Raw genomic sequence first — 12,901 nt, forward strand, 5'->3', positions numbered from 1 at the left:
AGGACCGAAGCAGTGGATCCAGCTTCTGGCATGAAGGATGCAAAGCGGCCCATGAGAAACTTGCGCACGAGTATCTACTCCCGATCTTCAAAGAAAACCTCTCATTTACTCTCTGTTGCTGATGATCGTTCTGCCAAATATCTTTTTTCCAGCTCCAGGAGATTCTGGCTTCTATTTTTTATTTTTTTGGCCGGCGTTCCGAAATACACCGTCCATGGATCAGTTGACTTGGTGACCATGCTACATGAACCGATTGCTGACCCCTCCCCAAGTATTACACCGGGCACAATAACGCTTCCTGCACCGACAATTGCATGACGACCTATTTCAATTCGCGCTCTCAGGATTTTACGAAATTCGAGGGGTACGGTCGGATTTGTTAACGCATTTCCACCATAATCGTCCGACTGGGCAAATATGGTTACGCCGAATGCCAATCCCGAAAAATCTGCCATAACGATGCCATCGCGGCCGGCAATAACGCGGCAGCCATGAGCAACGTGAACATTTTTACCGATCTCCACATTTCCGGAGAGAATACAGAAATCGTCTACGATAGAAAAATTGTCTATCGAGATATACTCCGGAATGTAAATACGTGAAGTACGGCTTATAAGTACATCGTGGCCCAATTTTCTGAATCTCATTCCCTTAAGTTCTTGTCTTGTGTAGTAACGGTCTTTTTCTTGCTGGCTCATTGCATTTCGAAACGAAAAGAATCGGATTAAATACTGAATGATATAAACGAAATGGTTCAGCGGTAAATATCCCTGACAATATAGGTCGGTCGATTCTGCACCTGAGTAAATACTTTTCCCAGATATATACCGACCACGCCCGTCGCCGTGGTCAAAATACCAAGACTAAGTGTCATGACTATCATTAGCGAGGTGAAACCCAGCAGGGCGTCGTCAAAGAATAATTTCCGAAAGATCAGGTAGAACGCGAAGGAGAAACTTAGCAGGGTAATGATTATCCCCGAGTTGAACAGCCAAACCAGAGGCTGAACGGAAAACGAACTCACTGCGTTAACCATCAAGCCAATGCGCCGCGTGAGCGTATAAGTGCTGCCACCCGCGCGCTGTTTTTTAAAAACGGGCAGCCCGAGCTGCTGGAACCCGGTCCAACTCATCATGCCCCCAAGAAACAGATTGCGGTCGCCCATTTGCAGCAGCGCTTCGACATAGCGGCGCGACATGATTCTTTCGGTAACGATGTTTTCGGGAATCTTTATCTCGCTGAGCAAATTGAATCCCTTCCAGAACAGGCCTCCGCTTAGCTGCTCGAATCGTCCGCCCTTGCGCGCTTCCTGGTAACCGAAAACAACGTCGCAGCCCGATTCGCGAAGCTTATGGCGAAACTCGGCTAATATTAAAGGCGATACTTCCAGGTCGCAATCGATGAGGAAAACCAGTTCTCCTCGCGCATGCTGCAACCCGGCTTGTATCGCATAATGATGGCCAAAGTTGCGTGAAAGATCGATTATCGCCAATTGGGAAATGTCAGCTCTGCGTTCCAGCGCGTAGGCTAATGAGTCGTCCGGAGACCCATCATTGACGAGCAATATCTCAAAGTGATCACATTTTATATCGGATAAAGCTTGCAGGCACTCGGCGAGAAACCGTTCAAGGAACGGCCGCGATCGATACATGGTAGAGACGATGGTAATCTCGGGCAGTATTTCGGCAGTCTGGGATTGTTTTGTCATCTACCGCCATCCTGCCGCAGGGTAAAGGATCCTCGGGTTTTCCTGGAGATTACGCCTCGAAAAAAGCAAATCAACCTACGGTGAACGAGTGGACTTCGTCGCGAAACGCGGCCCCATTGCGCCTGAACTTCCGATAGTTTTGCACTATCACACCCCGAATTAGCCATATTTCCTCACGTATCCATCATGCACCCGGGAGTGCAGCAAGTGCAGCAACCCGTTTCTTTGAATTCAACATTTCATTTCTAATCCAGGCAACATACGCGATAACAAATGGCATGACAGGAAAGTGATAACGCGACTGCCCGGAAAAAACGGGACTGATAGAGTGAAGTAGATTGCGATCACCAAACCGTAATACATTGCTGGCTTTGCCGGGGTACGCAGGAGTTTCCAGATCGCGACCGCGAAGCCGCCCAACAGGAGAAAATAGTAAATCTGATTGATTACGCGCACCGACCGAAACCATTTGGCATGCTGGCCATACTAGGTAGTACCGGCTTGATAACCCCACTCTCCTTCCCCATCCATGCCCCAGAAGCGGAAGAATTTCTTGGGCATCATGCCGATAAACGTGCCGGGGTTTTCCAGAATCCACTCCGTTGGCAAGCTTGCGAGCGCGTTTATCCGACCGCGACCAGAGCGTTGCAAAGCCTGACTCACCCACGCTTTTGCGTGAAGACATAATATCGGCAACCAAGATAAAAGACGACGGTATAAGGCACTATGCCAATGGTCTGTGCGAAATATGAATTTATTCCGGCACCATCCCGCAACCCGTAAAGAGTCATCAGATTTACGATATAGGCAAGCAGAAAGGCCAGCAGGAAACGCGCAGCAGTAGGATAAATGCCGCCATTGTGGCGAAATGTCCATTTCCTGTTGAAAAAGAAACTCAGCAGCAATCCAAAACCGTATCCGAGCAGATTAGAGGCGAAGTCATCAAGTCCTGCAAGGCCCTTCGCAGCAAAAATAACCGATAGACCGAGTAACGTATTGGCAACCCCCACCAGAATAAAGCGCAATGGTTGCAGTAAGCTTGCAAGCACCTGTGTTCTCCACTTGCCGTTGGCGAAAAACGCGACGTAATGGAAGAGGCTAGTCACCTTTTGCGGCGGTGACATAATATTGGGCGCCAAGCGGCAGCCACCTCAGCGACGCCTCGATGCTCCGGATAAAGCTGAGCAATCTGGGAAAAAAAACCCGGTAACTCACCGACGCAGACGAAAAACCCGCTGACCTGAAATTGCTGTACATGGCGCCCGCCTTGATTAACACAGCATTTTCGTCAAAGGGACAGGAATTGACCGCGCGAACGGTAAGCGGATTGAAGGGATTGTGCTCATAAATCATGACGATCCCGTTCCGCTTCAGAACGCGCCGCAGTTCCCGCAATAAATAAACATGTTCCTCGGGGGAAATATGATGGAAAACACAACAGGCGTAAGCGGCATCAAAACTGTTATCTTCGAACGGAAGCGCCTTCCCGTCAAAAGCGATATATTCCGCCATGTTGCCGAAATTCGCAGCCGCAATTTCAAGACTGGCTTCTGAAACGTCCAGGCAAGTAAGGTGTGCAGAAGGAAAATACTTGCGGAAGAAAGGCACTGAAGCACCTACTCCCGCTCCAAAATCCAGGAAGGACCCATCCATCTCGACATCCTTGGCCGCCTCAACAATTGCTTTCAGGTCCTTCATTTTGTACTCGGCGAAGTACTCCGGTTTTTCGCCCGAAGCGGCGATATTTTCGCCATGAAGCGACTTGTATTCTTCGGCAAATTTATCAAACTCTGCGCGGTCCATTTTAGTTACCTGATCGGTTGGTCGTGCCGCTAAATCATTTTCTCAATGATGTACCGGGGCCTGCGTTTCGTCTCGGTGTAAATTTTCGCAATGTACTCTCCTATAATCCCCAGGCTCAAAAGCTGGATCCCACCTAGAAAATACATGGGAATCACGGTGGACGCCCATCCGGGCACGCTTCCATCGAAGAAAATGCGCGCTATCAACGCCCAACTCCCGATGGCGAAACTGAACATGGATACGGTGAATCCCAGTAGTGTAATCCATCGCAAAGGAAGCGATGAGAATGAAGTCAGGCCGTCCCATGCCAAGGCAAGCATCTTTTTTAAAGGATATTTTGATTCACCGGCAAAACGCTCGGCGCGCCTGTAATATACATTTTCGGTTTTGAAACCAAGCTGGGGAATAATTCCGCGCAAGAATACATTGGCTTCGCCATACTGCTTCAACGCCTCTATCGCGTGATAGCCCATCAGGCGATAATCCGCATGGTTAAATACGATATCAACACCCAGCAGCCGCAGCACCCGATAGTATCCTTCGGCGCTCATTCTTTTGAATCGCGCATCCGTTCTGCGATCCACCCTGATACCATAGACGATCTCGGCGCCTTCCCGATATTTGAGCACCATATCCCTGATTGCGGATAAATCATCCTGAAGATCTGCGTCAACACTAATTATCGCGTCCCCCCTGACGGTCATGAGCCCGGCGATCAAAGCGTTCTGATGCCCGCGATTTCTCGACAGCTTGATGCCGTGCATCGAACTATCACATCTTGCGACAGTTTCGATCATGCTCCACGTTTTGTCCTTCGAACCATCGTCTATAAAGGTTATCGTACTCTCGGGATCAACAAGTCCTTCGGCTATAAGCTGATTCAGCAGTTCCCGGAGGTGGTCGATCGTGGTTCCAAGCACTTCTTGCTCGTTAAAGCAAGGAACTACTATTGCGAGATTCATCTATACCTCATCTTTACTCCGTCTATCCCGCGCACATGATGGATTACAAAAGAAAAACGCACCTCTTCCTATTTCAGCATTGCACCTGAGAACTATTTGTTGGAGTGATCCCGATGTAGCTGACGACGATCATTCTTGCTCATCTACGGCATATTTGCGGAATTCCGTTGCAGGATAGACCGAGCATGGCGCATGAGACCAGTATTGATCAGAATGATATATCAGCAGGACGGAATTATCTCCTTCGATAAGAGGCGATTCCACGTAGCTCCCTCGTTCAAGAGGGAAAGGAAAGCCTGTCGGTAATGGTCGCAAATTTCAAATTGCCTTTTACGCGGGGAGCAAAGCACGGACATTTCGGAAAGTCGTGTCAAGTACTTCTGACTGCGACTGAGGAGAGCGCCAGCTTTGTTGGCGCTTCGGTATTTGTTGACGCCTGCGAGCAAGCTATCCAATCAGGCCAAGCCCCACCAGCAAAAGCGCATAAATTTCCGGTTCCGGAACAACCCCCACGACCGGCTTGTCGTACGTATGCGCACATTGTGGCGCCGCGCTGTCGACGACAAACCCATGAGAGTCTATTCCGCTTGGCAGAGAGCCGCGCTCCCAGTTGCGTGTAGCATCATCCCATACGTCCATACATACATCTTATTACCCAAGTAATTCGCGTGACCGCCACCCTAAAGCATCATTTATCCACGCTTGGATCCCGGGCTGAAAGAACTTCAGCTATTAACAATAGCGCCAGGCCAGCTATTCGGTACCGCATCCGCCTACCGGTCAAGTATCAGAAAAGAGGTTGTTGCTTGCCTTGACCCAACCGCCCTCAAGCGTCGCGGCCAGCAGTGATGAGCATGTACGAATCCTATGAAGAATGGCGGTGAACTGGTGACTAGGAGAGCGGAAAATGCAAAATTTGCCACCCGAAGATTGTTTCCTGCATGTATGCTCATGTTGGCTCCCCGTTTTTTTTTGTAAGCAGATTCAACCCTGAAGTGCAATTTTTTTTAGCGTACAAGAAAATACATTGAAAAGTAAAGCGATTTCTACTTTTAGAATTAACCTTCCATGACTTATAGTACTATTGACGCGTTTTTACGAAGAGTAACAAAATAACGCCGTAGGGAGCAGAATCGAATTGATTTTCTACCGGAATCATGACGATTTCAGTATCAGAAAACCGCCCTTCCGAGCTAGAGGCTGCAGCAGCGGAAGTTACCAAAGTCCGCGGATAAGATAAAAGAGCTGGATTGAAGACGCTGGCGCTTTATTCCAGATTGCTTATAAAATTTTCAGGTCGCCAGAACGGCCTTATTATGTCGTAATTTTTCATTGCCACCGGTATCTGATATCTTGGCTACTCAACGGTTTTGCGTGATGACCTCAATAGCAGGGCGGAAAAAAGAATTTCATCAGATGCTACAGCACTGGGGTTGGTTCAATGTCGGACTCTTCGTACTCAACAAGTTTTTGGGGACGATATCGAGAGGAAAAGTTCGTCTATACAGGTATTATTTAATCGCCCAGCCAGTCGCAAAGACAGCTTTACTTCCACCGGGAAGGGGCAGGAAAATAGAAATTCGGCTGATTCAAGAACAGGACGAAATCATCCAGGAATTTCCCCGACCTGCCAAGGCGATTCAAACCAGGTTCCAGCAAGGAGCCAAATGCCTGGTCGCGTTAAGAGAGCAACGCTTTATTGGCTTTTTGTGGCTGTTACTGGGAAGTTATCAAGAAGATGAAGTGCGTGCCCGTTACACACCGCTACCGGCAGAGCGGGCCGCTTGGGATTTCGATGTGTATGTGGCGCCGGATCTACGGCTGGGATTGGCTTTTCCGCGTCTATGGGAACAGGCCAACCGCATCTTGACTGAAAATAATATCTTATGGTCGTGTAGCCGTATTTCCGCGTTCAATTCCAGCTCGCTGGATGCCCATGCACATTTTGGAACATTATCCCTGGGCAGTGCACTTTTTTTTTGCGCAGGGCGGTGGCAAATTACGCTCTCCTCTATATCGCCCTATTTTCATTTGTCGTCCCACCCCGATTCATTCCCTGAGTTTCGCCTCGATACTCAGGGGCTTGAGGCGCAGTCCTGCTCAAAAAGATAAATCAATTATGGAGTAAACATGCAGCATCTGGAAGAAGTAAAGAATATTCTGTCCGACGTCCTGAGCCTTGGAGCAAGAAAGAATTCCCTCAAAGAAGATTCCTCCTTGCTCGGCAGCATTCCGGAATTGGACTCCATGGCGGTCGTTAACCTGATTACCGCCATGGAAGAGCATTTTGATATCACTGTTGATGATGATGAGATCACCGCAAGCACCTTTGAAACCGTTGGAACACTGACACGCTTTGTTGAGCAAAAATTGACTGAATGAACTCATCCTTGGATGACGCGCCTGCCATGCCTTTTTTTTTAAAAGCGGAACCGGGCGAGCGTTTTTGTCTTTACTACCCCCCTCCTCCCGGTTGGGAATGCCGTGGTGCACTGATTTATGTTCACCCCTTCGGTGAGGAAATGAATAAATCGCGCCGCATGGCTGCGATGCAGGCAAGGGCTTTTGCCGCCGTGGGGTTCGGCGTATTGCAAATAGATCTCTTCGGCTGCGGTGATAGCGACGGTGAATTCGGGGATGCACGCTGGAATATCTGGAAGCGGGACCTGGTTACTGCGTGGAGTTGGCTGGAGGATAGGGTTGCCGCTCCGATCAGCCTCTGGGGCTTGCGCTTGGGTGCACTGCTTGCACTTGACTTTGCCAGGAGTTCCGAAAACCCAATTCATAAGATTATTCTTTGGCAGCCTGTAATAAGCGGAGAATCTTTCCTGACCCGGTTTTTGCGCCTTCGGCTCGCCAATGAAATTCTTTTGGCCGATGCCGGTGTAGAAAAAAATACAGGAACGAATGCGATGCGCAATTCTTTGAGGGCTGGGAATTCGCTTGAAGTAGCCGGTTACGAACTCTCACCGGAAATGGCTGCCGCTATTGATATTTTGCGAGCGGCTGAGCTATTCGTAACCCGGTGTCCCGTTCACTGGTTCGAGATTGTGGCTGAACCGGGCCGTTCCATGGCAGCGGCCGGAGCGAAGGCTATAACCGCGTGGAAGCAGAATGGCGTTGATCTGCGTTTGCATCTTGTGCCTTGCTTATCGTTTTGGGCGACACAGGAAATCTCGGAATGCCCTGAACTCGTGTTGGCGACAGCTGATATTTTTTCTGAACAAGTCAGATGAATTTCGAGGAACGCGCGCTCACCCTTCGATGCAATGGCTCATGGATGTACGGAATTTTGAGTCTGCCTGAGCGAACCGCTTCGAGAGGTGTGCTGATCGTTGTGGGCGGACCGCAATATCGGGTGGGAAGCCATCGCCAGTTCACGTTGCTTGCTCGTCACCTTGCCTCTCTTGGTATACCCGTTCTCCGTTTCGATTATCGGGGAATGGGAGATAGCGAAGGCGCCCCAAGAACTTTTGAAGATCTGGAAGATGATCTCCACTGTGCAATAGAACGTTTCTTTGAAGAAGCGCCGGCGCTCAGTAATTTAGTAATTTGGGGGTTATGCGATGCTGCCTCAGCTGCGCTTTTCCATGCACACCTTGATCCGCGCATAACTGGCCTGGTATTACTGAATCCCTGGGTAAGAACGGATCAGGGCGCCGCAAAAGCTTATCTAAAACATTACTATCTCACCCGTCTTCTCGACCCCGAATTCTGGAGCAAAGTATGGAACGGGCGTTTTAATTACGCCAACGCAGCTCAATCTCTTGCGAAGACTGTTGAGAAAGTCCTGCCGGGACGAAAAATTGCAGCTGGAAGGGATACGACTGGTGATGGATCCTGTGATTTCGCTGATTTGCCAGAACGGATGCTGAATGCGCTCAGCCGTTATAAAGGAAAGATATTATTGATAACAAGTGGTAATGACCTCACTGCCCAGGAGTTTCTGGAGCTGGTTAAAGGTTCGCGTGAGTGGCAGCAGCTGCTGGCCCCTCCACACGTCACGCATCGAAATTTGCCGGAGGCCAACCATACTTTTTCGCGACGTGAGTGGCGCGATCAGGTGGCGGATTGGACAAAGGAATGGCTTTACACATGGTGATATGGCACGGCAACATCACGATCTTGACCTAATGTGCTTGAGAATTATCGACCCCATGAACTTCAGGCGGTTGGGTTAAGGCAGGTGCTAGTGGCCTGATCGCAGTAGCAAGCTGAACACTTTCGCATGAAATGAAGATATCCGGATTGTTGTCGCTCTGTTCAAGGTGTAATTGGGGTAAGTCAAGATGTACTTAATAGCAGGGAGTGTCGTGAAAATCATATCCAGCGTTGTCATATTGCTGATTTCAATTATCTCCACCAATCTCCAGGCAGCTTCTTATTGTGGAGAATTAGATAATGCCTATGACTATAGAGATAATACACAGAGGTCGTTTTTAGCGACTGTTGAGAAGCATCACTTTACTCCTAACGTTGAAAGCCTGCGCCATGGAAATTCCGGTACCCTCGGAGGAGAACTGAGCTATACGCTGATGATATTCCCTAACCATCACCGTGCACTCGCCGCATTCGGCAAGCTTTCGCTAAGAGATAAGACTTTAAAACCCGCTGGCTCAAAATATTCAGTGGAATGCTTTTTCGAACGTGCCATCCGGTACAAGCCAAATGATGGCATTGTCCGTATGGTATACGGTAATTATTTGTTAAAAGCCGGGCAAATTGATAAGGCTACCGAACAATTCCAGATTGCTGTTGACCTTGATCCCGAAAATCCCACCATCAACTACAATCTTGGCTTGCTCTATATGAAGAAAAAAGATTACGAACAGGCAAATATCTATGCAAAGAAAGCGTATGAACTGGGTTTCCCGCTGCCAGGCCTAAAGAATCAGTTGATGGAAGCGGGCAAATGGAACGATTAGTCTTAGTCTAAAAAAAGTGAATAAGTCCAGGGAAAAACCTTGGCCAAGGCCAGCGCGGTCTTCATTGAGAAGCTGTGCGCGTAGTGGGTCTTTACCTGAACACCCCCTAGAACGCTTTGGTGCTGTGCGTGGATGAGAAGAGCCAGTGCTAGGCGCTGGGAACGCACTCAGCCAATGCCGCCCATGGGCCTAGGTTATGACGAAGGTGTCACCCGGCGACTATGTCCGTCACGGCACAACTACCCTGTTTGCCGCACTGGATGTACTCGACGGCGCGGTGCGGGCCGATGTAAGCCGGGCCATCGACACCAGGAGTTCCTCGCGTTCTTGCGCTCAATCGACAAGGCGGTTCCCGCCGAACTTGATGTGCATTGCATCGTGGATAACTACAGCAGCCATCCCAAAGTCAAGGCGTGGCTGGGCCGGTCCACGCTGGCACATGCGTTTCATGCCCACCTGCAATTCCTGATTGAATCAAGTCGAACGCTTTTTCTCGATCATCACCGGCAAGGCCATCCATCGCGGCTCCTTCACTCCGGTCAAGGAACCGGGTTTCAAAAGATCAATCACTTCGTCGCGCACTACAATCAGAACCGCAAACCAATCACCTGGACCGCTACTGCCGATTCGATCCTCGTCAGGCTAAATAGAACTTTGTGAACGAATCAGCGGAACAAAACACTAGGCCGATGCATCGATTTTCTCTTTCTCGGATGCAAGATGCGCGATATACCATCCCAAGGCTTGCCTGAGCCCTTCATCAATCCGGTGGGTCGGCTCAAAGCCCAACATTTTGCCAGCTTTCGAAATGTCCGCCTGAGAATGCCGCACGTCCCCTTCGCGAAAATCAGCATATGCGGGTTTATGGTCCCGCAGGCGGGGAAATTCCTCTGACAGTAGCGCGCGCATCATCTCGTAGAGCTGATTCAAGCTTGTGCGGTCACTGATCGCTACATTGTAAATCTGGTTGACGGCTTGCGCATTTTCAGTCAGTGCTGCAAGAAGATTGGCCTGAATGACATTCTCGATAAAACAGAAATCTCGGCTGGTGTCGCCATCTCCATTGATGTACAACGCCTGGTTGCGGATGAGTGCGGCAATCCATTGAGGAATTACTGCTGCATAAGCGCCGTTTGGGTCCTGCCTGGGACCGAAAACATTAAAATAGCGCAAACCGATGGAGTCCATTCCATAGCAGCGGGCGAATACATCGGCGTAGAGCTCGTTAACATATTTGGTAACGGCATAGGGCGAGAGGGGCCGGCCAATCACGGATTCGACCTTGGGCAGTGCCGGATGGTCGCCATAAGTGGAGCTGGAAGCTGCGTAAATGAAGCGCTTCACACGGGCATCACGGGAGGCTACCAACATATTCAGGAAACCCGAAATGTTGCTCTCGTTTGTATGGATGGGGTCTTGAATGGAACGCGGCACTGATCCAAGAGCCGCTTCATGTAATATATAATCCACCTTCTTGCACGCATTCCTGCATGTTTCCAGCTGGCGGATATCACCTTCGATAAAAGTGAAATTGAGCCAAGCGTTTTCCCCGACCAATTCTCTTACCTGCTCCAGATTGTGGCGGTAGCCAGTCGAGAAATTATCCAAACCGGTCACCTTCTGGTTCCGCTTGAGCAAGGCTTCCAGTAAATTAGACCCGATGAAGCCGGCAACGCCGGTTACGAGCCAATGTGACTGGTGATTTTCCAAATGCTGAAGCACGTGTTGATATCTCGTCATTACCAGGCCTTTTTTCAAAGCCGCCAGACGTTGAAACCAGCATCACGCAGGGCTGCTGGGTCAAACTGGGATTTAACATCGATAAAGCAACCTTTATCGGTAATTTTGGATTGGAAATCGGTCAAGGGTCTGTTTATAAATTGCCGATGCGAGACGGCAACAATGAGTGCATCAGCGCATGGAAGATTTTCCCACGACTCAAGCTCCAGGCCATATTCATGGCGAGCTTCTTCGGGATCGGCCACAGGATCATGGATGTGAATTTCTATGCCATAGGACTTGAGTTCGCTGATCAAGTCGGCAGTTTTAGAGTTTCTGAGATCGGGACAGTTCTCTTTGAAGGACAAGCCCAGCACATTCACTCTGGCGCCCTTGACATTAATGTCAGCCTTGATGATGTGTTTTATTGTCTGCTCGGCAACGAATTTGGCCATACTGTCGTTGATACGGCGGCCAGCCAGAATAACCTGCGGTATGTAGCCGATCATTTCAGCCTTGTGGGTAAGGTAATATGGATCAACACCAATACAATGCCCTCCAACCAGGCCGGGGCGAAAAGGAAGAAAGTTCCATTTCGTGCCGGCAGCCTGAAGAACCTCCATGGTGTCGATTCCCAGCTTATCGAAAATGATGGCTAGCTCGTTCATCAATGCGATATTCAAGTCACGCTGCGTGTTCTCGATGACTTTAGCGGCTTCAGCCACCTTGATACTGGATGCACGGTATACGCCAGCGGTAATGATGCTTTCGTAAAGCACGGCTATTTTCTCCAACGTATCCCGGTCGTCTCCCGACACAACCTTCAAGATGCTGGTAAGCGTATGCTGCTTATCACCAGGGTTAATACGTTCGGGAGAGAAACCGACGTGAAATTCATCCTTCCATTTCTTACCAGAATGCTTTTCGAGAACCGGAACGCAGATTTCTTCTGTTGCGCCTGGGTAAACCGTAGATTCGTAAATAACGACGGCCCCCCGCTTCATATGTTTTCCGACGACCCCGCTGGCGCCGATGAGCGACGAAAAATCCGGCTGATGAGCAAGGTCTACCGGGGTGGGAACTGCGACAACAATATAATCAGCCTCGGACAGCTCAGCCGAATCGGTGGTAACAGACAGGTGACATGCCGCTTGCAGATTTTCAAAGGAAACTTCGCCGGTCGGATCGATGCCGCGCTTGTAACTGTCGACTTTGCTGCTGGAAAGATCATATCCTATGGTTCGCCGCTTTTTTCCAAATTCAACTGCCAGGGGTAACCCTACATACCCCAATCCAACTACAGCCACCAGGCTCATCAGTTATCTCCCACTCCGTTTATCATTCATATCGGCAAAGCGACCTGCCGTACTGTACTCCAACTCCCTATCATCCGGCAGTATCTCCTTGAATAACATTGTACTAAAGTGCAATTTCCACATGACTTACTTCAGCATATCATGCGGGCAGGTGACTCAGAGAAAAAACGTGGGAAAACCCAGCAGCAAATCAATTTCAGGAGGAACAGCCTGAGCAACGCGCCAGCCCGGGCCGTAAGTGCTTCGCGGATTGCCTGGAGGCAGGGATCGAAAACGCAACAAACATGACACGGCCTCGGCAAGAATAAACAAGAGGGCGAAGATTGTTACCGGGTCAGGGGAACTATTACTTGATACGCCGCCGCTTTCGCAAATCTGCCGGGCACGGGAATGGTCAGCTTGCTTCGAGCTGATGCATTCGTTTTTTAGTGGCTCGCTTCCTGTCGGCCTTGTACGTTTAGGCATGAT

Annotated in this window: 16 protein-coding genes and 1 pseudogene; 6 read left to right on the forward strand and 11 right to left on the reverse strand. The window is 49.6% G+C overall.

All coding sequences use genetic code 11. The features are described 5' to 3' along the window. Positions 1-101: 101 nt before the first annotated feature. From BUA28_RS11505 to BUA28_RS16300, 8 genes are all read right to left on the reverse strand, one after another. On the reverse strand, positions 102-698 hold the full coding sequence (locus BUA28_RS11505; RefSeq protein WP_072768268.1) for an acyltransferase: 597 nt from the start codon (positions 696-698) through the stop codon (positions 102-104). 56 nt (positions 699-754) lie between these two features. Then, positions 755-1,708: a glycosyltransferase family 2 protein gene (locus tag BUA28_RS11510; protein WP_072768269.1), complete on the reverse strand. Its 954-nt coding sequence runs from the start codon at positions 1,706-1,708 to the stop codon at positions 755-757. 184 nt (positions 1,709-1,892) lie between these two features. Then, a complete protein-coding gene (locus BUA28_RS15935; RefSeq protein WP_072768270.1) occupies positions 1,893-2,177 on the reverse strand; it encodes a hypothetical protein in 285 nt (94 codons plus the stop codon). A gap of 17 nt (positions 2,178-2,194) precedes the next feature. Beyond that, positions 2,195-2,359: a hypothetical protein gene (locus BUA28_RS15940; protein WP_178298023.1), complete on the reverse strand. Its 165-nt coding sequence runs from the start codon at positions 2,357-2,359 to the stop codon at positions 2,195-2,197. A gap of 8 nt (positions 2,360-2,367) precedes the next feature. Continuing rightward, entirely contained in the window at positions 2,368-2,832 is a 465-nt protein-coding gene (locus BUA28_RS11520; protein WP_083569994.1) for a GtrA family protein, read from the reverse strand. Beyond that, positions 2,807-3,511, reverse strand: coding sequence for a class I SAM-dependent methyltransferase (locus BUA28_RS11525; protein ID WP_072768272.1), 705 nt, complete (start codon positions 3,509-3,511; stop codon positions 2,807-2,809). Before BUA28_RS11525 ends, BUA28_RS11520 begins: the two co-directional genes overlap by 26 nt. 29 nt (positions 3,512-3,540) lie before the next feature. Continuing rightward, complete coding sequence (locus tag BUA28_RS11530; protein ID WP_072768273.1) at positions 3,541-4,473, reverse strand: glycosyltransferase family 2 protein; 933 nt, start codon at positions 4,471-4,473, stop codon at positions 3,541-3,543. 447 nt (positions 4,474-4,920) lie between these two features. Beyond that, the gene (locus BUA28_RS16300; protein WP_072768274.1) at positions 4,921-5,112 is read right to left on the reverse strand and encodes a PEP-CTERM sorting domain-containing protein; all 192 of its coding nucleotides are present in this window, start codon (positions 5,110-5,112) and stop codon (positions 4,921-4,923) included. A gap of 738 nt (positions 5,113-5,850) precedes the next feature. On the opposite strand from BUA28_RS16300, the gene BUA28_RS11540 reads away from it, so the two are divergent. The 6 genes and pseudogenes from BUA28_RS11540 to BUA28_RS11565 form a co-directional block, all read left to right on the forward strand. Further along, positions 5,851-6,585 carry a GNAT family N-acetyltransferase gene (locus BUA28_RS11540; RefSeq protein ID WP_072768275.1) on the forward strand — a complete coding sequence of 245 codons (735 nt, stop codon included), beginning with the start codon at positions 5,851-5,853 and terminating at the stop codon, positions 6,583-6,585. A gap of 18 nt (positions 6,586-6,603) precedes the next feature. Beyond that, positions 6,604-6,855 carry an acyl carrier protein gene (locus BUA28_RS11545; protein ID WP_072768276.1) on the forward strand — a complete coding sequence of 84 codons (252 nt, stop codon included), beginning with the start codon at positions 6,604-6,606 and terminating at the stop codon, positions 6,853-6,855. Continuing rightward, positions 6,852-7,709 carry a hydrolase 2, exosortase A system-associated gene (locus tag BUA28_RS11550; RefSeq protein WP_072768277.1) on the forward strand — a complete coding sequence of 286 codons (858 nt, stop codon included), beginning with the start codon at positions 6,852-6,854 and terminating at the stop codon, positions 7,707-7,709. Before BUA28_RS11545 ends, BUA28_RS11550 begins: the two co-directional genes overlap by 4 nt. After that, positions 7,706-8,575 (forward strand): hydrolase 1, exosortase A system-associated, encoded by an 870-nt coding sequence (locus BUA28_RS11555; protein WP_072768278.1) that lies wholly within the window; start codon positions 7,706-7,708, stop codon positions 8,573-8,575. The genes BUA28_RS11550 and BUA28_RS11555 overlap by 4 nt, the downstream gene beginning before the upstream one ends. Before the next feature lie 211 nt (positions 8,576-8,786). After that, positions 8,787-9,398, forward strand: a complete 612-nt coding sequence (locus BUA28_RS11560) for a tetratricopeptide repeat protein (RefSeq protein WP_072768279.1) — start codon at positions 8,787-8,789, stop codon at positions 9,396-9,398. 54 nt (positions 9,399-9,452) lie between these two features. After that, positions 9,453-10,083: pseudogene (locus tag BUA28_RS11565) on the forward strand (IS630 family transposase); the annotation flags it as partial. Here BUA28_RS11565 and BUA28_RS11570 read toward each other — a convergent pair. The 3 genes from BUA28_RS11570 to BUA28_RS11580 all read right to left on the reverse strand — a co-directional run bounded on the left by BUA28_RS11570 (position 10,080) and on the right by BUA28_RS11580 (position 12,898). Then, positions 10,080-11,138 (reverse strand): SDR family oxidoreductase, encoded by a 1,059-nt coding sequence (locus tag BUA28_RS11570; protein WP_072768280.1) that lies wholly within the window; start codon positions 11,136-11,138, stop codon positions 10,080-10,082. The pseudogene BUA28_RS11565 and the gene BUA28_RS11570 overlap by 4 nt on opposite strands. A gap of 14 nt (positions 11,139-11,152) precedes the next feature. Further along, the gene (locus BUA28_RS11575; RefSeq protein ID WP_072768281.1) at positions 11,153-12,433 is read right to left on the reverse strand and encodes a nucleotide sugar dehydrogenase; all 1,281 of its coding nucleotides are present in this window, start codon (positions 12,431-12,433) and stop codon (positions 11,153-11,155) included. Between the two features lie 156 nt (positions 12,434-12,589). Further along, positions 12,590-12,898 carry a hypothetical protein gene (locus BUA28_RS11580; RefSeq protein WP_143021688.1) on the reverse strand — a complete coding sequence of 103 codons (309 nt, stop codon included), beginning with the start codon at positions 12,896-12,898 and terminating at the stop codon, positions 12,590-12,592. Positions 12,899-12,901: the final 3 nt, after the last annotated feature.

Origin of the sequence: Nitrosospira sp. Nsp11 (genome assembly GCF_900142705.1) — a bacterium.
Classification (GTDB): domain Bacteria; phylum Pseudomonadota; class Gammaproteobacteria; order Burkholderiales; family Nitrosomonadaceae; genus Nitrosospira.